The sequence below is a fragment of the Bradyrhizobium ottawaense genome (genome assembly GCF_002278135.3).
GTDB lineage: Bacteria > Pseudomonadota > Alphaproteobacteria > Rhizobiales > Xanthobacteraceae > Bradyrhizobium > Bradyrhizobium ottawaense.
Map to the genome: position 1 here is coordinate 2,335,096 of NZ_CP029425.2, position 23,406 is coordinate 2,358,501.

19 protein-coding genes and 1 other RNA gene are annotated in these 23,406 nt (G+C 66.1%); 16 read left to right on the forward strand and 4 right to left on the reverse strand.

What is annotated here, in order from left to right; translation table 11 throughout:
• Positions 1–203: 203 nt before the first annotated feature.
• From CIT37_RS11130 to CIT37_RS11140, 3 genes are all read left to right on the forward strand, one after another.
• On the forward strand, positions 204–2,003 hold the full coding sequence (locus CIT37_RS11130; protein ID WP_161966374.1) for an ABC transporter ATP-binding protein: 1,800 nt from the start codon (positions 204–206) through the stop codon (positions 2,001–2,003).
• A 67-nt stretch (positions 2,004–2,070) separates the two neighbouring features.
• Complete coding sequence (locus CIT37_RS11135) at positions 2,071–3,477, forward strand: MATE family efflux transporter (protein WP_038947691.1); 1,407 nt, start codon at positions 2,071–2,073, stop codon at positions 3,475–3,477.
• Between the two features lie 73 nt (positions 3,478–3,550).
• On the forward strand, positions 3,551–4,906 hold the full coding sequence (locus CIT37_RS11140) for an O-antigen ligase family protein (protein WP_240536305.1): 1,356 nt from the start codon (positions 3,551–3,553) through the stop codon (positions 4,904–4,906).
• 12 nt (positions 4,907–4,918) lie between these two features.
• On the opposite strand, the gene CIT37_RS11145 is transcribed toward CIT37_RS11140, so the two are convergent.
• On the reverse strand, positions 4,919–5,662 hold the full coding sequence (locus CIT37_RS11145; RefSeq protein ID WP_095426059.1) for a sulfite exporter TauE/SafE family protein: 744 nt from the start codon (positions 5,660–5,662) through the stop codon (positions 4,919–4,921).
• 222 nt (positions 5,663–5,884) lie between these two features.
• Between CIT37_RS11145 and CIT37_RS11150 the strand changes: the two genes are divergently transcribed.
• Positions 5,885–6,148: a hypothetical protein gene (locus tag CIT37_RS11150; protein WP_038971261.1), complete on the forward strand. Its 264-nt coding sequence runs from the start codon at positions 5,885–5,887 to the stop codon at positions 6,146–6,148.
• A gap of 1 nt (position 6,149) precedes the next feature.
• Here CIT37_RS11150 and CIT37_RS11155 read toward each other — a convergent pair whose 3' ends face one another.
• A complete protein-coding gene (locus CIT37_RS11155; RefSeq protein WP_161966375.1) occupies positions 6,150–7,520 on the reverse strand; it encodes an aminotransferase-like domain-containing protein in 1,371 nt (456 codons plus the stop codon).
• Between the two features lie 79 nt (positions 7,521–7,599).
• Here CIT37_RS11155 and CIT37_RS11160 point away from each other — a divergent pair, with 79 nt between their 5' ends.
• Positions 7,600–8,028, forward strand: a complete 429-nt coding sequence (locus CIT37_RS11160) for a DUF983 domain-containing protein (RefSeq protein ID WP_244611225.1) — start codon at positions 7,600–7,602, stop codon at positions 8,026–8,028.
• 188 nt (positions 8,029–8,216) lie between these two features.
• Here the strand turns inward: CIT37_RS11160 and rnpB are convergent.
• An RNA gene (rnpB, locus tag CIT37_RS11165) (RNase P RNA component class A) lies at positions 8,217–8,642 on the reverse strand.
• A 150-nt stretch (positions 8,643–8,792) separates the two neighbouring features.
• Between rnpB and CIT37_RS11170 the strand changes: the two genes are divergently transcribed.
• The gene (locus tag CIT37_RS11170; protein ID WP_026202052.1) at positions 8,793–9,146 is read left to right on the forward strand and encodes a YciI family protein; all 354 of its coding nucleotides are present in this window, start codon (positions 8,793–8,795) and stop codon (positions 9,144–9,146) included.
• Between the two features lie 22 nt (positions 9,147–9,168).
• Positions 9,169–10,401, forward strand: coding sequence for an RNA polymerase sigma factor (locus CIT37_RS11175; protein ID WP_095426062.1), 1,233 nt, complete (start codon positions 9,169–9,171; stop codon positions 10,399–10,401).
• Between the two features lie 152 nt (positions 10,402–10,553).
• Here CIT37_RS11175 and CIT37_RS11180 read toward each other — a convergent pair whose 3' ends face one another.
• Positions 10,554–11,336, reverse strand: coding sequence for an N-acetylmuramoyl-L-alanine amidase (locus CIT37_RS11180; protein ID WP_038971256.1), 783 nt, complete (start codon positions 11,334–11,336; stop codon positions 10,554–10,556).
• A gap of 523 nt (positions 11,337–11,859) precedes the next feature.
• Between CIT37_RS11180 and rsmH the strand changes: the two genes are divergently transcribed.
• The 9 genes from rsmH (at position 11,860) to murG (ending at position 23,291) form a co-directional block, all read left to right on the forward strand.
• Positions 11,860–12,849, forward strand: a complete 990-nt coding sequence (gene rsmH, locus CIT37_RS11185; RefSeq protein WP_038947685.1) for a 16S rRNA (cytosine(1402)-N(4))-methyltransferase RsmH — start codon at positions 11,860–11,862, stop codon at positions 12,847–12,849.
• Between the two features lie 3 nt (positions 12,850–12,852).
• Positions 12,853–13,245, forward strand: coding sequence for a cell division protein FtsL (gene ftsL, locus CIT37_RS11190; RefSeq protein WP_095426063.1), 393 nt, complete (start codon positions 12,853–12,855; stop codon positions 13,243–13,245).
• The gene (locus tag CIT37_RS11195; RefSeq protein ID WP_028145537.1) at positions 13,242–14,984 is read left to right on the forward strand and encodes a peptidoglycan D,D-transpeptidase FtsI family protein; all 1,743 of its coding nucleotides are present in this window, start codon (positions 13,242–13,244) and stop codon (positions 14,982–14,984) included. The genes ftsL and CIT37_RS11195 overlap by 4 nt, the downstream gene beginning before the upstream one ends.
• 84 nt (positions 14,985–15,068) lie before the next feature.
• On the forward strand, positions 15,069–16,538 hold the full coding sequence (locus tag CIT37_RS11200; protein ID WP_095426133.1) for a UDP-N-acetylmuramoyl-L-alanyl-D-glutamate--2,6-diaminopimelate ligase: 1,470 nt from the start codon (positions 15,069–15,071) through the stop codon (positions 16,536–16,538).
• Positions 16,535–17,914, forward strand: a complete 1,380-nt coding sequence (locus tag CIT37_RS11205) for a UDP-N-acetylmuramoyl-tripeptide--D-alanyl-D-alanine ligase (RefSeq protein WP_095426064.1) — start codon at positions 16,535–16,537, stop codon at positions 17,912–17,914. The genes CIT37_RS11200 and CIT37_RS11205 overlap by 4 nt, the downstream gene beginning before the upstream one ends.
• A 178-nt stretch (positions 17,915–18,092) precedes the next feature.
• Positions 18,093–19,196 carry a phospho-N-acetylmuramoyl-pentapeptide-transferase gene (gene mraY / locus CIT37_RS11210; RefSeq protein WP_018318673.1) on the forward strand — a complete coding sequence of 368 codons (1,104 nt, stop codon included), beginning with the start codon at positions 18,093–18,095 and terminating at the stop codon, positions 19,194–19,196.
• 7 nt (positions 19,197–19,203) lie between these two features.
• On the forward strand, positions 19,204–20,601 hold the full coding sequence (gene murD, locus CIT37_RS11215) for a UDP-N-acetylmuramoyl-L-alanine--D-glutamate ligase (RefSeq protein WP_095426065.1): 1,398 nt from the start codon (positions 19,204–19,206) through the stop codon (positions 20,599–20,601).
• Positions 20,602–20,830: 229 nt separating this feature from the next.
• On the forward strand, positions 20,831–21,982 hold the full coding sequence (ftsW, locus tag CIT37_RS11220) for a putative lipid II flippase FtsW (protein WP_028145532.1): 1,152 nt from the start codon (positions 20,831–20,833) through the stop codon (positions 21,980–21,982).
• 208 nt (positions 21,983–22,190) lie between these two features.
• Positions 22,191–23,291: an undecaprenyldiphospho-muramoylpentapeptide beta-N-acetylglucosaminyltransferase gene (murG, locus tag CIT37_RS11225; RefSeq protein WP_095426066.1), complete on the forward strand. Its 1,101-nt coding sequence runs from the start codon at positions 22,191–22,193 to the stop codon at positions 23,289–23,291.
• The last annotated feature ends 115 nt before the right edge of the window (positions 23,292–23,406 follow it).

Genomic DNA, 23,406 nt, shown 5'->3' on the forward strand with positions numbered 1-23,406 from the left:
TCGATGATGTTCTGGTTCGGTATGTACGCGGCCTGTTAGAGGCCTCCTCCGCCAGTTTCGATTGGGCCAAGTTTCCGACCAAGCGTCCCGATCGCTTTCTTTCCCAAGTCAAAGCCAACCTTAAGTGACGCCGTCTCGGCCCTCGCGGCCGGCCTGCGTCCATCGATGGAGCCGGCCCGCGCCAAAGGCGGCCGGATGATGTCATGACCGCTCTGTCAAAAAAGCCCGCGGCGATCCGCCTGGTGCTGCCCTTCGTGTTCCGGCACTGGCTGAAGCAGCCGGGACGGGGGCTCATCGTGGCCGGCGGCCTGCTGGGTGCGACCATAGCCGACCTGTTCATGCCGGTCTTCTCGGGCCGGCTGGTCGATGCGCTGACGCGCGGCCCGTCGGATCCCGATGCGCGGCATGCCGCCCTGGTTGCCTTCGGCGCCATCGTGGGGCTGGGCGCGGCCTCCGTGGTGCTGCGGCTGGCCGGCCTGCAGGCGATCGTGCCGTTCACGCTCAAGACCATGTCGGACGTCGCACAGGAGGCCTTCACCCGTGTGCAGCGCTTCTCCACGGACTGGCACGCTAACTCCTTCGCGGGCTCGACCGTGCGCAAGATCACGCGCGGCATGTGGGCGCTCGACCTGCTCAACGACACCATCCTGATGGCGCTAGCGCCCTCGCTGCTGGTGTTGATCGGCTCGATGGTCCTGATCGGGATGCACTGGGCCTCGCTCGGCGTGGTGATCGCGGTCGGCGCGTTCTTCTACGTCACCATCACCGTCGTGTTCTCGACGCGCTACATCGCGCCGGCCGCCCGAGTCTCCAATGCCTGGGACACCAAGGTCGGCGGCACGCTTGCGGATGCCCTGACGTGCAACGCGGTGGTGAAGTCGTTCGGCGCGGAAGCGCGCGAGGATACGCGGCTCGGCCGCGTCATCAACCGATGGCGCGTGCGGGTGCGGCGGACCTGGCTGCGCTACAACTACACGTCCATGGCGCAGCTGTCGCTGCTGCTCTGCCTCCGCACGTCCGTGATCGGCGGCGCGGTGCTGTTGTGGATGTCGGGACATGCCTCGCCTGGCGACGTGACCTATGTGCTGACCAGCTACTACATCATCCACGCCTATTTGCGTGACGTCGGCATGCACATCAACAACCTCCAGCGCTCGGTCAACGACATGGACGAACTGGTTGCGATCCATGCCGAGCCCATCGGCATCGCCGATGCGGCCGGTGCGCGGCCGATCGCGATCGAGGGCGGCGAGATCGTGTTCGACGACGTGACGTTCCACTATGGCGGCCATCGCGCGCCGCTCTATGACGGGTTGTCGGTGACGATCCGGGCCGGTGAACGTGTCGGCCTCGTCGGACGCTCCGGCTCCGGCAAGACCACCTTCGTCAAGCTGGTGCAGCGGCTCTACGACGTCACCGGCGGCCGTGTGCTGATCGACGGGCAGGACATCGCATTGGCCACACAGCAATCGCTGCGCAGCCAGATCGCGATCGTGCAGCAGGACCCGATCCTGTTTCACCGCTCGCTCGCCGAGAACATCGCCTATGGCCGGCCCGGCGCCAGCCTCGAGGCGATCGAGCAGGCGGCGCGGCTTGCGAATGCGCACGACTTCATCCTGCGCCTGCCGAAGGGCTACGGCACGCTGGTCGGCGAGCGCGGCGTGAAGCTGTCGGGCGGTGAGCGGCAGCGCGTGGCGCTGGCGCGCGCGTTCCTGGCGGATGCGCCGGTGCTGATCCTGGACGAGGCGACCTCGAGCCTGGATTCGGAATCGGAGGCGCTGATCCAGGAGGCGATGGAGCGGCTGATGAAGGGCCGCACCTCGATCGTGATCGCGCACCGGCTGTCGACGGTGAGGAGCCTCGATCGCATCCTGGTGTTCGACCGCGGCGAGATCGTCGAGCAGGGCACCCACGCCACGCTCGCGGCCAGACCCGGCGGCATTTATCGCGGCTTGTTCGAGCGCCAGGTGGTGGAGCTCGGGCATATCGCTGCAGCGGAGTGAGGCGCGCGACTGCGGGACGAAAGTCCCGCAGTCGCGCCGCCAAGGAATGCGTCAAGGATGGAATGAGATGAAAGACCTGACCAACGGCTCCATCGTGAGACACATCCTGGCCATGGCGCCTCCGATCATGGCCGGCATGATATCGATCATGGTCTGCCAACTGGTCGATCTGTACTTCGTGTCGGGCCTGGGCGATGCCGCCGTGGCGGGCGTCGCCGCGGCCGGCAATGCTGGCTTTCTCGTCAACGGGCTGATGCAGGTGCTCGGTGTCGGCGCGGGGGCACTGATCGCGCATGCCGTGGGACGCAAGGACCGGTCGGATGCGAACCTGATCTTCAACCAGGCGATCGTGCTGTCGGTGCTGTTCGGACTGTTGACCCTGCTCGCAGGTGCCGCGCTGTCGCGCGCCTACATGCGCTCGATCGCAGCGGACCAGGCCACGATCGAGGCCGGGACCACTTACCTGCTGTGGTTCATGCCGGCGCTCGCGCTGCAGTTCGCCACCCAAGTCATGGGGGCTGCGCTGCGCGCGACCGGTATCGTGCGTCCCACCATGCTGGTGCAGGCGTTTGCTGTGGCCATCAATATCGCGCTGGCGCCGGTCCTGATCACGGGCTGGGGTACCGGCCATGCGCTCGGGGTCGTCGGTGCGGGGCTGGCGAGCTCGATTGCGGTCGCCATCGGCGTGCTGGCGCTGCTGGCGTATTTCCGCAAGGTCGAGCGCTATGTCGCCTTCAATCCGGCGCAGTGGCGCCCGCAGCCGCACCATTTGAAGCGCATTCTCAATGTCGGCCTGCCGGCCGGCGGCGAGTTCGCGATGATGTTCATCTTCATGGCGGTGGTCTATTACGTGCTGCGCGATTTCGGCGCGGCGGCGCAGGCCGGCTTCGGCATCGGGCAGCGCGTGCTCGGCCTGATCAACATGCCGGCGCTTGCGGTCGGGCTGGCGGCCGGGCCGATCGCCGGCCAGAACGTCGGCGCAGCCAACGCTGCGCGCGTGCGGGAAACTTTCCTCAAGGCCGCCTTGATCGTCACGATCGTGATGACCGGCTTCATGACCCTTGCGCAAGTGAAGCCGGAGCTGCTGCTCGCCGGATTCTCGAACGACCGCGAGACCATGGACATCGCCTACCTGTTCCTGCGGATCATCTCGCTCAACATGGTCGCACAGGGGCTGATCTTCACCTGCTCGAGCATGTTCCAGGCCCTCGGCAACACCAGGCCGGTGCTCTTGAGCTCGGCGACGCGCGTGTTCACCTACTCACTGCCGGCGATCTGGCTGTCGACGCGGCCGGGCTTTCGCATGGAGTATGTCTGGTATTTGTCGGTCGCGGCGACAATATTGCAGGCGGGCTTGAGCCTGTGGTTGCTGCGCCGCGAGTTCAGGAAGCGCCTGACTTCGGCGCCGAAGGAGAAGGACCCAGAGCAGGAGAGCGCCGAGCCCATTGCGCCTCTCGCCCGCGAGCCTGCGTAACGGTGGCTTGTTCCATCCTGGCTGCTCCGGCTAACTTGCCGGGCGGGGTGGATGGTGGGCTGCAGAAGGGCCAATGACCGGAGTGACGAACGAGCCGCGGGCGGCGTCATGGCTCGCCGCGATCTGGGCGGCGCGCTATCGCACGCCGGCCCGCTTCGTCGCACTGATCGCTCTGCTGCTGCCGTGGACCACGACCGGGCTGACCTTCGCGCTCATACCCTGGCTGATCGCCTTCGCGTTTGTCGATCTGCGCGCGTTTCCGCGTTCGCTGCTTCGCCCGATCTGCCTGCTGCCCATCGCGCTGGTCGCGCTCGCCGCCGTGGGCACGCTCTGGTCGGATGTGCCATGGCCGGAGCGAATCCACGCGATCGGGCCGGCGGCGAAGCTGCTGGTCATTCCGCTCCTGATCTACCAGTTCGAGCGCTGGCCGTACGGCCATTGGGTGTTTTTCGCCTTCCTGGCGTCCTGCACGGCGTTGATGCTCTATTCCTTCGCCGTCGCAATCGACCCCGCACTCTCGCTGAAGCTCTATCTGTCGCGGGGGCCCTACAAGGTCGAAAGCGGGATCGCGGTGCGCAACTATATCGACCAGAGCCAGGAGTTCGCGCTCTGTGTGCTCGCGCTGGTCTATCCGATCGTGGCGCTGCTGCGGCAACGCCGCGTCGGCATCGCGGCGCTGTTCGCGACGCTCGCGATCGGATTCCTCGCCAACATGATCTTCGTCGTGGTGTCGCGCACGGCGCTGGTGACGCTGCCGATCCTGGTGGTGCTGTTCGCGTTGCTGTATCTGCGTCTGCGTGCGGCGCTGCTTGCCGCCGGCGCGATGGCGCTGTCGGCGGTGCTGCTCTTTGGCGTGTCGCCGCATCTGCGGACGACGGTTGCGAAATTTCAGGCCGACTATCAGACGAGCGTGCAGGACAGTCAGGTCAGCGGCATGGGTTCACGTCTGGAATATTGGCGGAAGTCCCTTCGTTTCATCGCCGATGCACCGCTGGTCGGTCACGGCACCGGCTCGATCCGCGGCCTGTTCGCAAGCGTGGCCGCCGATGCGAAGATCGATCCGCTGCGTGGCGAGATCGTCAGCAACCCACACAATCAGACCCTCAGCGTGGCCGTGCAGTGGGGAATCGTCGGTGTCCTGATCCTCTACGCGCTCTGGTTTGCGCATCTCTCGCTGTTTCGCGGCGAGGGCCTGGCCTCTTGGATCGGCCTGCTGGTCGTGGTGCAGAACATGCTGACCTCGCAGCTCAACACGCATTTGTTCGACTTCACGCCGGGCTGGGTCTACGTCCTCGGCGTCGGTGTCGCCGGCGGCATGACGCTCGCGAAGAGGGCGCGAGAGCTAGAGCATGATCCGGAAAAGTGCGCAGCGGCTTTCCGAGAAGAATGCTTAGACAACAACCTAAAGCGCGATGACGCTTCATCCTGATCGCATCGCGCTCTAGAGCGCGCCGAGACTGTTCCAGACCAGGGTCAGGCCAGACAGGAACAACAGGCCGAGCACGACATCGCCGAAATGCTTGTCGTGGAGGGCGTGATAGACGCGGGCGCCGGCCCAGGCGCCGATCAGGGTGCTCGGAAACGCGACCAGCGCGAGCCAGACCACTTTGAGCTCGACGAGACCCGATGCGGTCTGCAGCACCAGTGCTGTCGCGAGAACCGTGAAATTGAAGAGCTGAAAGATGCCGCGCCGCTCATGCTTGTTCCAGCCGCGGATGTTGGCCCACAGGATCGGCAGCGGCCCGGACAACCCGGCGAGGCCGCCAAGAATACCGCCGGCAAAGCCGATCGCGCCGTCGGCAAGGCGGCCGCCGAATTTGATCGCGAGCGGCCTCTTGTTCAGATAGAGCGCGCTCGAGAACATCAGAATTAAAATGCCGACGCTCAGCTTGAACACTTTTGGATCGGCCGAGGCGATCAGCATGGTGCCGATCGGTACGCCGATCAGACCGCCGATCAGGAACGGCCAGACCAGCGAGAGGTCGAAGCTCTTCCACATCGAGGGCAGCGTCGAGGTCTGCGCGATCACCGAGCAGATCAGCACCAGCGGCACTGCGAGCGAGGGCGGCAGTACGTAGAGCCAGATGCCGAGCGCCATCAGCGCCGTGCCGAACCCGGCCAGGCCCGAGACGAAGCCGCCGGCCAATGCGCCGAGCAGCAGCAGCGCGTAGGTGAGCGTTTCCAACAGAATGTCCTCGTCGCCGGGGCGATCTCGAACTGTTGATCGCCGTCGCCCGCATAGCATGCTTGCTGTCGTGCAAGTCAATCCGCCCTGCACGCAAGCGTGATCTGCGGCGCCGGGCGTTCGCGAAAGACATGCCTACATGACGGTCCTACTTTGATCCCGGGGCCCCCCACCGCCATCCTGCACTCGGATCGGTCGGACCCGAGATGATGGAGAATGACCATGACCCGCACCAAGATCGCCGCTGCAGCCGCGCTGTTGGCGGCGACGCTGATGCCGACGATGGCCCAGGCGCAGCTTTCCGAGCCTGCAGCGTATCAGGCGGCTCATCCCGACCGCGACGTGCTGAACGGCGGCCAGCTCACGCCTGCGGCGCGTGCGGCTCTCGGCCAGCAGGGCACGCCCAGCGATGCATATGCTTTGCAGGCCTATCCGTCGCCTGGGGCGCCGGTCGTGCGCTCGACCCATCGCCGTCATCGTCGATGATCTAGACGATTTGTCTGGTGTCGGCGGGCTTCTGCAGCGCGCCGACCAGGATGCGTAGCGCTTCCGTCAATTCTGACCTGTTGCGTGCCGCGCCCAGCGAGACGCGCGCCGCGTGCGGCGGTGTCCCATCGACCGTGAAGGCCTCGCCGGCGACGACCGCAAGTCCGTTTCGCAACAGATGCGCCGCGACATCGGGCCGGTCCTCAGGCAGCCGCAGCCACAGATGATGCGCCGCGGGCTTGGCCAGGAACTGGAAGCCTTTCAATGCGCGCTGCGCGAGCTGCTGACGGCCGACCGCCTCGCTGCGGATGGCGGTGATGATACGATCGGCAATGCCGCTTTCGATCCAATGCGTCACCAGCGCGACCATCAGCGGCGCCGGCATCTGCACGGTCGCCTGCAAATATGTCCGCATGTCCCGCTGCGCCTCGCTGTCGGGCGTCGCCAGATAGGCAACGCGGAGCGCCGGCGAGATGCATTTTGACAGCGTGGTCGCAAGATAAGTCCGCTCGGGAATGAGATTGGCGATTGGCGATGCCGAGCGGTCGAGCAGGCCGTAGGCGTCGTCCTCGATCAGGATCGTGTCGGTATCGCCGATGATCTTTGCGATCGCACTGCGCCGCTCGGAGGTAAGCGTCGCCGTGGTCGGATTGTGCAGCGTCGGAATGAGATAGACGGCCTTCGGCTTGTGCGTGCGGCACGCCTTTGCCAGCGCGTCGGGCAGGATGCCGCCATCATCCATGGCGACGCCGACGAGCTTGATGCCGAGCCGCACTGCTGCGGCCTTGATGCCGGGGAATGTCAGCGCCTCCGTCAGCACGATGTCGCCGGGCCGCGCCAGATGGGCGAGCAGGTTGAACAGGATCGTCTGGGTGCCGGGAAAGACCACGAGCTTGTCGGCATGCGCGTGCGGCACCCGCGCACGCATCCAGCGCGCGGCGACGTCGCGCTCATGCGCGCTGCCGCCGGGCGGCTGATAATTGAGATACGCCGTCAGGCCCGATTGCGCGCGGATCGCTTCCATCCCGGCGATGATGCGCTCGTCGAGCTGCGCCTCCAGCGGATGCGGCGGCACGTTCATCGAAAGATCGATCGCGACGGGATGCGGCAGATCGACCGCGCGGCGCGCGCTGGTCTCCGACACGAACGAGCCCTGTCCGACCCGCGCCTCCATGATCCCGCGTCGCCGCGCCTCGGTGTAGGCGCGCGTCACCGTGGTGAGATCGACGCCGAGCGCCTTTGCAAGCGCGCGCTGCGTCGGCAGTTGCTGGCCACGCACCAGCCGGCCGGCGGCGATGTCGGCCTCCATGGCCTCGACGATGCGCTGGTAGCGCGGCCCTGATAGCTCCGAGATTGTCGGGCTCCAATCCATGCAATTTAAGCCCATTTCCTTTGAATGTATGGATGCAAGATATTATTGTATGGATCGTCGAAAAGGAAGAGGTGGGGTCATGGCGGCAGGTTCAGTCTCTCTGGCGAAGGCGATGTGGCGCGGCTTTCGCGGCAAGTGCCCGAACTGCGGCGAAGGCCATTTGTTCAGCCGTTCCCTGAAGGTCGCAAACAGCTGTGATCGTTGCGGTGAGGAGCTGTTCCACCAGCGCGCCGATGACTTCCCCGCCTATCTCGTGATCGTCGTAGTCGGCCATCTCGTGGTGCCGGCGATCCTCGCGGTCGAGACCGCCTATGCACCGGCGGTCTGGCTGCAACTGGCGGTGTGGTTGCCGGTGACGCTGTTCGCCTCGCTCGCGCTGCTGCAGCCGACCAAGGGCGCCATCGTCGGGCTGCAATGGCAGGTCGGCATGCACGGTTTCGAGGCGAGCAAGCAGCGGCGCGAGGCGGACGAGCTTGCGCCGGTGCTGGTGAAGGCAAGACAACGCTAACCGGGCGTCATTCCGGGGCGTTCGCAGCACGAACCCGGAATCGATTCATCCACCAACTTTGCCGCCCGATGGATTCTCAGATGCGCAATTGCGCATCGTAGCTCCCGCTGCGCAAGCCCCGGAATGACAGCGGGCCAAGCCAAAATGGTGAGGGGCCCGATGCGCTAGCATCGAACCCCTCGTTGCAAGATATCAGCCGGCCTGTAAGCCGGGTTCTGTAAGGCACCGTCCACTTGCGCGAACGATACGTGACGGCCATTCCTCTGGGACCATGTTTGCACATGGCCTCGAGCAACCTACCCGGACGGCGGGCCTGACATCGCCCTGCGGCGTTATCGCTTTCGCGAACAGCCCGCTACGCCGTCCCTATTCGGTTTTGCTCCCGGTGGGGTTTGCCATGCCGGCTCCGTTGCCGGACCCGCGGTGCGCTCTTACCGCACCTTTTCACCCTTACCCCGCGAAGCCGAAGGCGAAGCGGGGCGGTTCGTTCTCTGTGGCACTTTCCCTGGGGTCGCCCCCGCCGGACGTTATCCGGCACCGTATGTCAAGGGAGCCCGGACTTTCCTCCCCGGCGGCCTTTCGGCACCTGCCGGAGCGGCCGTCCGGCCGACTGACTGACAACGCATGGGGCATTTGTGACGGTTTCGTCAAGCCGATATCGCGGCCCACGATCCGCCCGAAATAATTTATCCTGAAGATGTCGTTTGCTGCGTGCCCCGTTCGACTGGATGTCGGCGACACAGCCGAACAACAGGAGTGAAGCGATGCAATATCTGCTGATGATCTACCAGAACGAGGCCGAGTACGCGAAGATTGACACGGGAACCAGCCAGAAGATGTCGGCGGAGTATGAAGCCTTCACGCAATCCATCATCCGGAACGGCAATTTCAAGGCCGGCGATCGACTGCGGCCGACCACGACCGCGACGACGGTGCGTGTGCGCGACGGCAAGATGCTGACGACCGATGGACCGTTTGCGGAGACCCGCGAGCAGCTCGGCGGCTACTATCTGATCGAGGCCAAGGATCTCGACGCCGCGATCGAGATCGCGGCGCGGATTCCGAGCGCGCGCGTCGGTTCGATCGAGGTGCGGCCGATCTGGGTCTACGACAAGTGACGGCCGGGCCGCGCGTCGCCGCATGACCCCTGGCGAGATCGACAAGATCTTCCGCGACGAGGCGGGGCGGGCGCTGGCCACGCTGATCCGCCTCGTCGGCGATTTCGATCTCGCCGAGGACGCGCTTCAGGATGCTTTTGCCGTCGCGCTGGAACGCTGGGCCGCGTGCGAGGTCCCCGACAATCCGCGCGCCTGGCTGGTCAATGTCGCCAGGCACAAGGCGATCGATCGTGTCAGGCGCCAGGCTGTCTTCCGCGGCAAGCAGCAGGCGCTCCTGCACGAGATCGAGCTCAACGCGCAAACGGTCGACGAGCCGCCGGCAACACTCGACGACGACATGCTGCGGCTGATCTTCACCTGTTGCCATCCGGCGTTCGCGCCAGAGGTCCAAGTCGCGCTGACGCTGCGCACCGTCTGCGGGCTGTCGACCACGCAGGTCGCGCGCGCCTTTCTCGTGGGCGAGGAGGCAATGGCGCAGCGGCTGGTCCGCGCCAAGCAGAAGATCAGGCTCGCCGGCATCCCCTACGAGGTGCCCGAGCGCGACACGCTGGCGCCGCGGCTCGATGGCGTGCTCGCCGTGATCTATCTGGTCTTCACCGAGGGCTATGTCGCGACCGAGGGCGCGGATCTGATGCGGCCTGATCTTGCAACTGAAGCGATCCGGCTCGGCCGCTTGCTCGATCGGCTGATGCCGGATCGCGGCGGCATCAGGGGCCTGCTGGCCCTGATGCTGCTCCACGATGCGCGCCGCGCCGGACGCGAGACCGCGGCCGGCGATATCGTGCTGCTCGAGGAGCAGGACCGCATGCTGTGGGATCGCGCGCAGATCGAGGAGGGCCTGGGCCTGGTCGAGGATGCGCTACGCGTGCCGGGACGGCCGCAGCCTTATGCTGTGCAGGCCGCGATCGCCGCGCTGCATGCCCGTGCGCCGAGCTTTGCGCAGACCGACTGGCGTCAGATCGCCGGGCTCTACGAGGTGTTGCTGCGCATCTCTCCCTCTCCGGTGATCGAGCTCAACCACGCTGCCGCCGTGTCGATGGTCGATGGGCCGGCACGTGCGCTCGATCTCGTCGATGCGATCAGCGCCCGAGGCGGGCTGCGCGGCTATGAGCTGTTGCCCGCAGTGCGTGCGGATCTGTTGCGTAGGCTCGGCCGCAAGGATGAAGCGTGCGAGGCGTATCAGACAGCGACTGCGGCGACACAGCTCGAGCCGTTGCGGCGGCTCTATGCGCGGCGGATGAGGGAGATGGGGTAGGGGTCTCGTGCCCCGGACGCAGCGCAGCGTCTCTTCGACGGTGCGCTGCAGAGCAGGGGCCCATCCTATCGAAGCGTGACGTGTCGCCGACTGGGTCCCGGCTCGCGCTTTGCGCGTCCGGGACACGAGAGAGAACTGCGCGGCCATCGCCGTCACTTCGACGCGACGGTCGTTCCCTCTGCCGGCAGGCTCGCCAGCAGCGCCTGCAATGTCGACAGCGTCGAGTGGTCCGCGACACCATCCAGCCGCGCGGGGCGGAAGTGGCGCTGGAAGGCGGTGACGACTTCCATGGTCGCGGCATCGTATTTGCCGGTCAGCGGCACGCCGTAGCCGTATCTGGCGAGCGCCTGCTGCAGGCTAAGCACTTCGTCGCTGATGGTGCCGAGCATCAGGGTCTCGCCGCGCACGACCGGGGCCGGCGTCACCCAGTGACCGACGCCGGAATTGGCCAGCGAGTGCCACGGAAACTTTTCGCCGGGGTCTTTCTTGCGCGCGGGCGCGACGTCGGAATGGCCGAGCACCCGGTGGGCCGGCACCTTGCGGCGAAGCATGATGCCGCGGCACAGCGCGATCACGGCGGCGATCTGGCGCAGCGGATATTCCGGATAGCCCCAGTCATGGCCGCGATTGATGATCTCGATGCCGATCGAGCAGGAGTTGATGTCGTCCTCGCCCGCCCAGGACGAGACGCCGGCGTGCCAGGCGCGCCTGGTTTCGGGCACGCATTGCACGATGCGGCCGTCTTCCAGCACGACGTAATGCGCCGAGACTTCGGTTCCCGCCGTGCACAGCCGCGCCAGCGCGCCCTCGACATCGGGCATGCCGGTGTAGTGCAGCACGATCATGTCGGGCTGCCGTGCCTTGTTGCGCTCGCCATAGTTCGGCGAGGGGATGATGTCGGACACGATCGAGGAATCCGGCTCGAACGCCCTCATGCTCGCCGCGGCCTTGGGAACCGGGAGAACGCGTTGACGCTTCGAATCAGATCCAGACGGTGTGGACGAACCGGACGGCGGCATAGACAAACCAAGGTCGGACGGAGAGTGGGCCAAGCCCTTCTCTTTACTATTCCTTTACCCTCCACCGTGCGCAATCGCGCGGCGCGGTTAACGGATGCATTTTGGCGAAGTGTGTGGATGAAGCATCACCGCCTCATCAGCTTTTCGACTTGTCACGAGCCGAGCAACGCTTTCTTAACGCTAAGGGCCGTTACTGAGGGTTGAAGAGCCGACCCGCGTCCGGAGGCGGCCAAAGCGTATTTTGGCTCGAAATCCCATGGCTGCCCGACAAATTCCGCTGGGAACACTGGGTTTGCCGCCCGGGACGACCGGGCTTGGTAACCATGCTGGGCGGTGCGGTCGTGGAACCGCCGCGATACGGAGTCATTCGAGGCGTCATGGGCTTGTTCGTCCCCAATCTCGCTTGGACGTCAGGCTGGGCCTCCAGCAGGTCTGGCGCATGAGCTCGGCTCCGCACATTCCCGTTCTTGGCCGTGAGGCCATCGCCCATCTCGCCCCGCGCGATGGCGGTATCTACGTCGATGCCACCTTCGGCGCCGGCGGCTATAGCCGCGCCATCCTCGACGTGCCGGGAACCCGGCTCATCGCCATTGACCGCGACCGCACCGCAGTCGCGGGCGGTGCGGAACTGGTCGAACGTTCCGCGGGCCGGTTGACGCTGGTCGAGGACCGATTCTCCAACCTCGGTGAGGTCTGCGCGGCGCAGGGCGTCGAGGCCGTGGACGGCGTCGTGATGGATGTCGGGGTGTCCTCGATGCAGCTCGACCAGGCCGGCCGCGGTTTCTCTTTCCGCCTCGACGGTCCGCTCGACATGCGGATGGGGCAGGCGGGGCCGACCGCGGCCGACGTCGTTGCCCGCGCTTCGGAAGGCGATCTCGCCGACATCATCTATCTCCTCGGCGAGGAGCGGCATTCGCGCCGCGTCGCCCGCGCCATCGTCGCGGACCGTCAGGAGGCGCCGTTCACGACCACGCGCGCGCTCGCTGACCTCATCGGCAGGGTGGTGCGCTCGAAGCCCGGCGATATTCATCCGGCGACGCGGACATTCCAGGCCCTGCGCATCTTCGTCAATGAAGAGCTCGAGGAACTGCAGACCGCGCTCGCTGCGGCCGAGCGCGTGCTCAAGCCGGGCGGACGCCTCGTCGTGGTCTCCTTCCATTCGCTGGAAGACCGCATCGTCAAGAATTTCCTCTCCGAGCGTTCGAAAACCGGCGGCGGCTCGCGGCACCTGCCGGAGGTGGCGCAAGTTCCGCCGAGCTTCCAGCTTCTGACGCGGCGGCCCGTAGTCGCCGGTGAGGACGAAGTCGCGCATAACCCGCGCGCGCGTTCCGCAAAGCTTCGCGCCGCCGAGCGCACCTCGGCGCCCGCGCATGACGATGGCGAGCCATCGTCATGGCCAAAACTCTCCGACGTGATGAGGGGAGGCTAGCGCATGCGCATCATCCACCTCTTCGTCATCGGCGCGCTGATCTTCGCGGCGGCCTATGTCTACAGGATCAAGATGGACTCCACGGCGCGCACCGAGAGGGTGCTGCGGCTGCATGCGGAGATCCGCGAGCAGCGCGACGCGATCGCTTCGCTGCGATCCGAATGGGCCAAGCTCGATGCGCCCCACCGATTGCAGGGCCTGTCCGACCGGCATCTGCAGCTCAAGCCGGTCAACGGCACGCAATATGATTCGCTGAAGAACCTGCCGGAGCGTCCGCCGCGGATGTTCAGGCCTGGCGAGCCCGATCCGATCGGAGCCATGCTCAACACCATCGAAGCCGCGAGCGATCCCGACAATGTGACGGGCTCCGTGCCTCAGGCCGAGGACAAGCAATGAGCGCTGCGACTCCGGCCAAACCTACGGAACCCTGGCGCCAGCGGCTGATCCGCAGCCTGCTCTACGGGCGCAATGTCGACCGCGCCGCGAAGGCGCGCGCGCGCGTAGGTCTCGCCATGCTCGCCTTCGCCTCGGTCTACGCCCTGATCGGCGGCCGGCTCGTGATGTTCGCCATCGGCGCCGATGCCCACGGCGCGCGCCGCGCCGCGGCGCAGGAGGTGGTGGCAACCGCACGGCCCGACATCGTCGACCGCAACGGCGCAATCCTCGCCACCGACGTCAAGGCGGCGAGCCTGTTCGGCGAGCCGCGCCGCATCATCGACAAGGACGAGGCGATCGAGCTGCTCACGGCGACCGTGCCCGATCTCGACGAGGCCGAGGTGCGCGAGCGCCTGAGGACGCGTAAGGGCTTCGTCTGGCTCAAGCGCGAGGTCACGGCCAAGCAGCAGCAGGCGATTCACAAGCTCGGCATTCCCGGCATCGGCTTCCTGCGCGAGAACAAGCGCGTCTATCCGACCGGCAACGAGGTCGCCCACCTCATCGGTCTGGTCAACATCGACAACCAGGGCATCGCCGGCATGGAGAAGTGGCTCGACAATCAGGGCCTCGCCGATCTCCACCGTGCCGGCTTTGCCACCGACCGGCTGCAGAAGCCGATCGAGCTCTCGATCGATCTGCGCGTCGAGCACGCGCTGCGCGACGAGCTGTTGAAGGCCAAGGAGAAGTACCACACCAAGGCCGCCTCCGGCATCGTCTCCAACGTCAAGACCGGCGAGATCGTGGCAATGGTCTCGCTTCCGGATTTCGATCCCAACAATCCGAAGGAAGCGCACGACCCCGACCGCATCAATCGCCTGACCACCGGCGTTTACGAGATGGGCTCGACCTTCAAGGCGTTCACGCTGGCGATGGCGCTCGATTCCGGCAAGATCAATCTGAACACGTCGTGGGATGCCCGTGGAAACCTGCACTATGGCAAGTTCACCATCCACGACAGCCATCCGCTCGGGCGTTTCATCAACACCAAGGAAGTGTTCACCTTCTCGTCCAACATCGGCGCCGCGCGGATCGCGCTCGGCCAGGGTGTCGAGGCCCACAAGGCGTTCCTCGCCAAGATGGGCCAGCTGACGCGGCTGCGCACCGAGCTGCCGGAGAGCGCGGCTCCGCTGATCCCGCGCCGCTGGGGTGAGCTGAACACGGTCACCATCGCGTTCGGCCAGGGCATGTCGGTGGCGCCACTGCAGGCGGTGATGGGCATCAACGCGCTGGTGAACGGCGGCTATCTGATTCCGCCGACCTTCATGAAGCGCAGCGAATCCGAAGCAGCGGCGATGGCCAAGCGCGTAATCAAGACGGAGACCAGCGACAAGATGCGGTTTCTGATGCGGCTCAATGCCGAAATCGGCACCGCCAAGACCGCTGACGTCAAGGGCTACTATGTCGGCGGCAAGACCGGCACGTCCGAAAAGGTCATCAACGGCCGCTATGCCAAGAAGCGCGTGCTCAACTCCTTCACCGCCATCATGCCTTGCGACGATCCGAAATATCAGATCCTGATCATGCTGGACGAGCCGCAGGCGATTCCTGAAACGAAGGGCTTCATCACCTCGGGCTGGAACACGGTGCCGACCGGCGGCAAGGTGATCGAGCGGATCGCGCCGCTTCTGGGCGTCGAGCCGCGGTTCGACCTGCCGCCTGCGGAGCGCCTTATTCTTGCAGCATCCAGGACAACCCAGTAATCAACGGGGTAGGCCTTCGCCGCGGCTGAGTCGGGATTTTCCGTGGGATTCGGCTTTCCGGCAGGGCATGTCGACTGGAAGACCATGAAGCTGCGCGACCTCTTAGGCCAAGATCTGTCAGGCAATGCCGCGATCGAGCCCGCTATCGCCGCGCTCGAGGTGACCGGGCTCGCGCTCGACAGCCGCGTCGTCAAGCCGGGCGATCTCTTCTTCGCACTCGCCGGCAGCAAGACCGACGGCGCGCGCTTCGTCGATGCCGCGGTCGCCGCAGGCGCCGTCGCTGTCGTGGGTGATCATGCGTCCGACGGTGGCAAGGTGCCGTTCATCAGCGTTGCCAATCCACGCCGCGCGCTGGCGCTGGCCGCGGCGAGTTTCTTTCCCGCCCAGCCGGCGACCATCGCGGCCGTGACCGGCACCAGCGGCAAGACCTCGGTCGCCGCGTTCACGCGCCAGATCTGGGAACGACTGGGGCATGCCTCCGCCAGCATCGGCACCATCGGCCTCGTCTCGCCCAAGCGCACGGTCTACGGCTCGCTGACGACGCCGGATCCAATCGCGCTGCACCGACAGATCGATGAGATCGCGCGCGAGGGCGTGACGCATCTCGCTTTCGAAGCGTCCTCGCACGGGCTCGATCAGTATCGCCTCGACGGCGTACGCGTCTCCGCCGGCGGTTTCACCAATCTCTCGCGCGACCACATGGACTACCATCCGACCGTTGCGCATTACCTCGCGGCGAAACTCCGCCTGTTCCGCGAACTGGTGCCGCCCGATGGCGCCGCGGTGATCTCGGCCGATCATGATTGCTCGGCGGAAGCGATCGATGCCGCGAAGTCGCGCGGCCTGCGCGTGATGGCGGTCGGTCGCAACGGCGACGGGGCAGGCGAGGGCATTCGTCTCACTGAGGCCGTGGTCGAGGGCTTCTCGCAAAGGCTGACAGTCGAACATCGCGGCAAGCGCTATGCGATCCGGTTGCCGCTGGTCGGCGAATTCCAGATCGAGAACGCGCTGGTATCGGCCGGACTTGCGATCGGTACCGGCAGCGATGCCGCCAACGTGTTCGCAAGCCTGGAGCGTCTCGAAGGCGCCAAGGGACGGCTCGAGCGCGTCGGCGAGCGCAACGGTGCGCCGATCTTCGTCGACTACGCGCACAAGCCCGATGCGCTGGCGAAGGCGCTGCAGGCGCTGCGGCCCTATGCGAAACGAAAGCTGGTCGTCGTGTTCGGCGCCGGAGGCGATCGCGATGCCGGCAAACGTCCGATCATGGGCGAGATCGCGGCCGAGAACGCCGACGGAATCATCATCACCGACGACAATCCGCGCAGCGAGAAGCCCGAAACCATTCGCGCCGAAATCCTCGCAACCGCAAAGGGCGCCCGCGAGATCGGCGACCGTGCCGCGGCAATCCGAACCGCGATCGAGGAACTCCAGGAAGGCGATGCCCTACTCGTCGCCGGCAAGGGCCACGAGACCGGGCAGATCGTCGGCGGAGAGGTTTTGCCCTTCAGTGATCACGAGGCGGTCGCCGCCGCATTAGCGTCGAGGGTTGCATGAGCGCGCCGATATGGACAGTTGCCGACGTCGCGCGCGCGCTGGGCGCTGCCGGTTCGTTCCCGGACACGCCGATCGACTTCGTCACCCAGGACAGCCGGCTGGTGAAGCCGGGCAGCCTGTTCGTCGCGCTGGGCGGCACGCCGAGCGGCGGCTTCATCTCGGCCTTCGCCAGCGCGCGCGACGGTTGGGAGTTCGCGGACAAGGCAGAAGCTTCCGGCGCAGTCGCGATGATCGTGCCGCACGAGATCGCGGGCATCCGCATTCCGCAGATCGTCGTCAAGGACACGCTGATCGACGGCCTCTGGGGCCTCGCGCGCGCCGCTCGCGCCCGCTTCCGCGGGCCTGTGATCGGGCTGACCGGCAGCGCGGGCAAGACGAGCACCAAGGAATTTCTGGCGGCCTATCCGAACGCCTATGCAAGTCCGTCCAGCTTCAACAATTTCTGGGGCGTGCCGCTGACTCTGTGCAATGCCAGACCCGATGCAAGTCTCTGGGTCGTCGAGATGGGCATGAACCAGCAAGGCGAGATCGCGCGGCTCAGCGAACTGACGCGGCCCACCGTCGCACTCGTCGTCAATGTCCAGCCCGTGCATCTGGAGAAGCTCGGCTCGCTCGAAGCCATCCGCCGCGAGAAGGTGTCGATCGCGCTCGGCCTGCCCGAGGACGGGGTGCTGGTGCTGCCGGCCGGGCTAAAGGCATCCGAATGGAAGGGCAAGGTGGTGCGCTTTGGCGAACATGCCGAGGTGCATGAGGTCACGCACGCGCCGCATGGCGAGAGCTGGCAGGTCGTGGCCATGATCGGCAAGAAGCAGATCGCCTTCAGCCTGACGCCGGGCGCGCCGCACCGCGTGCAGAATGCGCTGGCCGCGCTCGCCGCCATCCGCGCCGCGAGTCTCGATGCGGCGACGCTGGCGATCAAGCTCGATCGGGTCGGCATCATGACTGGCCGCGGCGTCGAGCAGGCGGTCGGCGGTATCACCGTGATCGACGACAGTTTCAACGGCAATCCGGCCAGCGTGGCCGCTGCGCTGCAAAGCCTCCAGGCGCGCAATGTGACCGGCGGCCGCCGCGTTGCCGTGCTCGGTGACATGCTGGAGCTGGGCGATGATGCACCAGGCTATCACACCGGCCTTGCCAAGCATCTCGACGGGATTGACGGAATCTACTGCGTCGGCCCTCTGATGCGCCACCTCTACGATGTGCTCCCGGCCGGCAAGGGCCTCGGCTGGCACGGCGATCCCGCCACGCTGAAGCCGAGTGAGGTCGCGAACCTGCTGAAGGCAGGCGACGTCGTGGTTGTCAAGGGCAGCAAGAAGATGTTCTGGGTCAACAAGTTTGTGCCGGGCCTGGTGGCCGCCTTGCAGGCAAAGGCGTAAACTGCTTGGAAGGCGCCGTTCCCGAATCCCACCCTTTGCGGCGCGAAGCCGTCCGGTTTCCCGGAGGTCGCGACCCATGATGAAGACCAGCGAATGCGCGTGAGGCACGTTGAGGCCAAGGTAAAGACCAAGATCAAGGCCGAGACCGCGTGTGCAAAGGCGCCATAGGACCGTCTGAATGTTTTACTGGCTGATCGAGCTCTCCAACACATTTCCGGGCTTCGGTGCCGTTCGCACCTTCCTGAACGTCTTCCGCTACATCACCTTCCGTACCGGCGGCGCCGTCGTCACCGGCGCGCTGTTCGTGTTCCTGTTCGGGCCCTGGATCATCGATCACTTGCGCATCCGTCAGGGCAAGGGTCAGCCGATCCGGACCGACGGTCCGCAATCGCACCTCGCCAAGAAGGGCACGCCCACCATGGGCGGGCTGATGATCCTGTCCGGCCTCACGGTCGGCACCGTGCTGTGGGCCAATCCGCTCAATCCCTACGTCTGGATCGTGCTGGCGGTGACGCTCGGCTTCGGCTTCGTCGGCTTCTATGACGATTACCTCAAGGTGACCAAGCAGACCACGACCGGGTTCGGCAGCAAGCTTCGCCTGCTGATCGAGGCGGCGATCGCGCTGGTGGCCTGCTATGCGCTGGTGCGGCTGAACCGCGATCCCGCATCGACCGCGCTGACGATTCCGTTCCTCAAGGACACCGTGCTGCATTTCGGCTGGTTCTTCGTCATCTTCGGCGCCTTCGTCATCGTCGGCTCCGGCAACGCGGTGAACCTCACCGACGGGCTCGACGGCCTCGCCATCGTTCCCGTGATGATCGCGACCGCGAGCTTCGCGATGATCGCCTATCTCGCCGGTAATGCGGTGTTCGCCGAATATCTGCAGATCAAATATGTCGCCGGCACCGGCGAGCTCGCGGTGCTCTGCGGCGCACTGCTGGGCGCCGGCCTCGGCTTCCTCTGGTTCAACGCGCCGCCCGCCTCGATCTTCATGGGCGACACCGGCTCGCTCGCGCTCGGCGGCATGCTCGGCGCCATCGCGGTCGCGGTGAAGCACGAGATCGTGCTCGCGGTGATCGGTGGCCTGTTCGTGCTGGAGGCGGTCTCCGTCATCGTGCAGGTGGTCTCGTTCAAGCTGACGGGCAAACGCATCTTCCGGATGGCGCCGATCCATCACCATTTCGAGCAGCTCGGCTGGACCGAGCCGCAGATCGTGATCCGCTTCTGGATCATCTCGGTGATGCTGGCGCTGGCCGGTCTCTCCACGCTGAAGCTGCGGTGATCGATCGATGATCCCCGTCACGTCCTTTGCCGGCAAGACCGTCGCGGTGTTCGGCCTCGGCGGCTCGGGGCTCGCCTCCTGCCACGCGCTGAAGGCCGGCGGCGCCGAGGTGATCGCCGCCGACGACAACGCCGAGAACGTCGCCAAGGCCGCGCAGGCCGGCTTCATCACCGCAGATTTGCGCAACGTGTCCTGGGCGAGTTTTGCCGCGCTCGTGCTCGCGCCCGGCGTGCCGCTGACCCATCCGGTGCCGCATTGGAGCGTGCTGAAGGCGCGCGAGGCAGGTTGCGAGGTGATCGGCGACATCGAGCTGTTCTGCCGCGAGCGGCGGCGCCATGCGCCGGATGCGCGGTTCGTCGCGATCACCGGCACCAATGGCAAGTCGACCACGACGGCGCTGATCGCGCACCTCACGAAAGTCGCCGGCTACGATACCCAGATGGGCGGCAATATCGGCACCGCGATCCTGTCGCTGGAGCCGCCGCGCATGGGCCGCGTCCACGTCATCGAGATGTCATCCTACCAGATCGACCTCACGCCCTCGCTCGATCCCTCCGTCGGCATCCTGCTCAATGTCAGCGAGGATCATATCGATCGCCACGGCACCATCGCGCACTACGCTGCGGTGAAGGAGCGCCTCGTTGCCGGCGTGCAAGCTGGCGGCACCGCGATCGTCGGCGTCGACGACGGCTTCTGCCGCGACATCGCCGACCGGCTCGACCGCGCCGGCAAGACCGTCGTGCGCATCTCCGTCAAGAACCCGCTGGCTTCTGGCATCCATGTCGAGCACGGCAATATCGTGCGCACCGCGGGTGGCGCCCGCAGCGAGATCGCAAAGCTCGGCGGCATCGGTTCGCTGCGCGGCCAGCACAATGCGCAGAACGCGGCCTTCGCCGCCGCCGCCGCGCTGGCGATGGGCATCAACCAGGACGTGCTGCAGAATGGCTTGCGCAGCTTTCCCGGCCTCGCGCACCGCATGGAGCAGGTGGGCCGCCGCGGCAACGTGCTGTTCGTCAATGACTCCAAGGGTACCAACGCCGACGCCACCGCGCATGCGCTGTCGTCTTTCGCCGACATCTTCTGGATAGCCGGCGGCAAGCCGAAGGCCGGCGGCATCACTGGCCTGACCGGCTACTTCCCGCGCATCCGAAAAGCCTATCTGATCGGCGAAGCCGCGCACGAGTTTTCGGGAACGCTGGGCCCAGTCGCGCACGAGATCAGCCAGACGCTGGACGTCGCCGTCGAGCACGCCGCGCGCGATGCGGAAGCCTCAGGGCTCGCTGATGCCGTCGTGCTGCTCTCGCCCGCCTGTGCCTCCTTCGACCAGTACCGCAACTTCGAGATCCGCGGGACCAAGTTCCGCGAGCTGGTGCAGGCGCTGCCGGGCGTGAAGCCGGTGGTGTAGCGAGTTCTCGTGTCCCGGACGCGCGTAGCGCGAGCCGGGACCCAGAAGCTGCTAGGCCTCCGGCTCTGCAGCGCACCGCAATAGCGTGTCGAAGACGCGCGTAAACGCGCTTATGGCGCTGCGCTGCGTCCGGGGCACGAGACTGTGCACAACTTCATCCACTTCCTTAACCCCCCGGTAACCAACCTCGGCGACCAATGGACGGACCTCTGTCCGAAAGCGGCCGCCCATGCTCTCCCGTGAAGAACGCACCCCCTTTTCCGAGTGGTGGTGGACCGTCGACAAGCCGCTGATGGGCGCCATCCTGGCGCTGATGCTGACCGGGGTGATCCTGTCGCTGGCGGCGAGCCCGCCGGTTGCGACCCGTATCGGGCTTGATCCCTTCCACTTCTTCAGCCGCCACGTGATGTTCCTTCTCCCGTCCTGCCTGGTGCTGCTCGGGGTCTCCTTCCTGTCGCCGCGCGCGATCCGCCGCTCGGCGCTGATCATCTTCGCGGCCAGCATCATCCTGATCGTGCTGACACTCGCGATCGGGCCCGAAGTGAAGGGCTCGCGGCGCTGGATCACGCTGCTCGGCGTCAACATCCAAGCCTCTGAAATCGCAAAGCCGTCGTTCGTCGTCATCGCCGCCTGGTTGTTCGCGGAATCGACCAAGCGCCCGGAGATGCCCGCGACCTCGATGGCGCTGGTGCTTCTCATGATGCTGGTCGCGCTGCTGGTGATGGAGCCGGATTTCGGCCAAACCATGCTGATCCTGATGGTGTGGGGCTCGCTGTTCTTCATCGCGGGCATGCGCATGATCTGGGTGTTCGGCCTCGCGGGTCTCGGTGCGGCCGGTCTGTTCAGCGCCTATTTGTTCGTCCCGCATGTCGCGGGCCGCATCAAGCGCTTCATGAACCCGGCCTCGGGCGACACCTTCCAGGTCGATACCGCCATGGAAGCCTTCTACAACGGCGGCTGGTTCGGGCTCGGACCGGGCGAGGGCATCGCCAAGCGCAGCCTGCCGGACAGTCACACCGACTTCGTGTTCGCGGTCGCGGCCGAAGAGTTCGGCATCATCCTGTGCCTAGCGATGCTGACGCTGTTCGCCTTCGTCGTCATCCGCACGCTGTCGCGCGCCTATGCCAATGAGGACATGTTCTCGCGCTTCGCGGCTTCCGGCCTTGCCATCCTGTTCGGCGTGCAGGCGGCGATCAATATGTCAGTGAACCTCCAGCTGATCCCCGCCAAGGGCATGACGCTGCCGTTCATCTCCTATGGCGGCTCCTCGATCGTGTCGCTCGCCTATGGCGTCGGCATGATGCTGGCGCTGACGCGCCTGCGCCCACGCACCGAGGTCGAGGCCAGCGGCCACGCCGACGCGATGCGGAGTTACGCCTGACCGCTCTCGTGTCCCGGACCAGTTCCGCGAAGCGGAGCGCAGAGCCGGGACCCAGAATGCCGCACCAATCGCCCCGGTTCAGCAGCGCACCACGCTGAACTGGACGATGCTTCGCATCGCCAGGAGCGCGCTGCGCTGCGCCCCGGGGAACGAACACCTTCGTAGCCGGCTCGCAATGACGGAAAACTCCCGGTAAAACTCCCCCACCATGAACAATTCCCCCCTGATTCTTCTCGCCGCGGGCGGCACTGGCGGCCATCTGTTTCCGGCCGAGGCACTCGGCGTCGAATTGATCCGGCGTGGCTTTCGCGTCCGCCTCGTCACGGATGAACGCGCGCTGCGTTACAGCGGGCTGTTCACCAAGGACGTGATCGACGTTGTCGCGAGCGAGACCGCACGCGGCCGCAATCCGCTCCAGCTCGCCTATGCCGGCCTCACGCTCGCCGCCGGCACGCTGTCGGCCTACGCCCTGATCAAGCGCTTGAAGCCCGTCGCCGTCGTCGGCTTCGGCGGCTATCCGACGCTGCCGCCGCTGGTCGCTGCGAAATTCGCCGGCGTGCCCGGCATCATCCACGACGCCAACGCCGTGCTCGGCCGCGCCAACCGGTTCCTCTCGAGCCGCGTGCGCGCGATCGCGACGTCATTGCCCGGCGTGCTCGACCGCGATCCGGCACTCTCCGGCAAGACCACGACGGTCGGCACGCCGATGCGGCCCGCGGTGCTTGCCGCGGCTGCCGTGCCTTACGCCGCGCCCGACGTGAACGGCCCGTTGCGCCTGCTCGTCGTCGGCGGCAGCCAGGGCGCGCGCATTATGGCCGACATCGTGCCCGGCGCGATCGAGCGGCTCGAGCCTGCGCTGTGGGGCCGTCTTGTCCTCACCCAGCAGGTGCGGGACGAGGACATGGCGCGTGTGCGCGCAGTCTATGACAAGCTCAAGATCAAGGTCGAGCTGGCGCCGTTCTTCACCGATTTGCCGGCACGGCTTGCCTCCAATCATCTCGTGGTATCGCGCTCCGGCGCCGGGACAGTGGCAGAGCTCGCGGCGATCGGCCGGCCCTCGATCCTGGTGCCGCTGCCCGGCTCGATCGACCAGGACCAGTTCGCCAATGCCGGCGTGCTGGTCAAGGTGGATGGCGCGATCCGCATCCCGCAGGCCGAGTTCAGCTCCGACCGGCTGGCCTCCGAAATCTCCGCCTTCGCCGCCGAGCCCGCGCGCCTTGCCGCCATGGCGCAGGCCGCCCGCGGCGCCGGCCGGCTCGACGCCGCCGAGCGACTGGCCGATCTGGTGGTCAAAGTCGCGGGAATCTGACGCGAAAAAGCCCTTGTCTTCGCCTTCTAAAGCGGGGCATCCAGTAAGAACGGCGCGGCTGATTTGGCCGTGACCTTCGCCAGATACCGCCGTTTCAGGCGGCGAGGTCAGGGAA

Bases quoted from the DNA above. Each gene is read 5' to 3' on its own strand.
- CIT37_RS11140 (WP_240536305.1), top strand. From the start codon at position 3,551: ATGACCGGAGTGACGAACGAGCCGCGGGCGGCGTCATGGCTCGCCGCG.
- ftsW (WP_028145532.1), top strand. From the start codon at position 20,831: ATGCTCTCCCGTGAAGAACGCACCCCCTTTTCCGAGTGGTGGTGGACC.
- CIT37_RS11130 (WP_161966374.1), top strand. From the start codon at position 204: ATGACCGCTCTGTCAAAAAAGCCCGCGGCGATCCGCCTGGTGCTGCCC.
- ftsL (WP_095426063.1), top strand. From the start codon at position 12,853: ATGCGCATCATCCACCTCTTCGTCATCGGCGCGCTGATCTTCGCGGCG.
- mraY (WP_018318673.1), top strand. From the start codon at position 18,093: ATGTTTTACTGGCTGATCGAGCTCTCCAACACATTTCCGGGCTTCGGT.
- CIT37_RS11200 (WP_095426133.1), top strand. From the start codon at position 15,069: ATGAAGCTGCGCGACCTCTTAGGCCAAGATCTGTCAGGCAATGCCGCG.
- CIT37_RS11150 (WP_038971261.1), top strand. From the start codon at position 5,885: ATGACCCGCACCAAGATCGCCGCTGCAGCCGCGCTGTTGGCGGCGACG.
- CIT37_RS11175 (WP_095426062.1), top strand. From the start codon at position 9,169: ATGACCCCTGGCGAGATCGACAAGATCTTCCGCGACGAGGCGGGGCGG.
- murG (WP_095426066.1), top strand. From the start codon at position 22,191: ATGAACAATTCCCCCCTGATTCTTCTCGCCGCGGGCGGCACTGGCGGC.
- rsmH (WP_038947685.1), top strand. From the start codon at position 11,860: ATGAGCTCGGCTCCGCACATTCCCGTTCTTGGCCGTGAGGCCATCGCC.
- CIT37_RS11160 (WP_244611225.1), top strand. From the start codon at position 7,600: ATGGCGGCAGGTTCAGTCTCTCTGGCGAAGGCGATGTGGCGCGGCTTT.
- CIT37_RS11180 (WP_038971256.1), bottom strand. From the start codon at position 11,336: ATGAGGGCGTTCGAGCCGGATTCCTCGATCGTGTCCGACATCATCCCC.
- CIT37_RS11195 (WP_028145537.1), top strand. From the start codon at position 13,242: ATGAGCGCTGCGACTCCGGCCAAACCTACGGAACCCTGGCGCCAGCGG.
- CIT37_RS11170 (WP_026202052.1), top strand. From the start codon at position 8,793: ATGCAATATCTGCTGATGATCTACCAGAACGAGGCCGAGTACGCGAAG.
- CIT37_RS11155 (WP_161966375.1), bottom strand. From the start codon at position 7,520: ATGGATTGGAGCCCGACAATCTCGGAGCTATCAGGGCCGCGCTACCAG.
- CIT37_RS11205 (WP_095426064.1), top strand. From the start codon at position 16,535: ATGAGCGCGCCGATATGGACAGTTGCCGACGTCGCGCGCGCGCTGGGC.
- murD (WP_095426065.1), top strand. From the start codon at position 19,204: ATGATCCCCGTCACGTCCTTTGCCGGCAAGACCGTCGCGGTGTTCGGC.
- CIT37_RS11135 (WP_038947691.1), top strand. From the start codon at position 2,071: ATGAAAGACCTGACCAACGGCTCCATCGTGAGACACATCCTGGCCATG.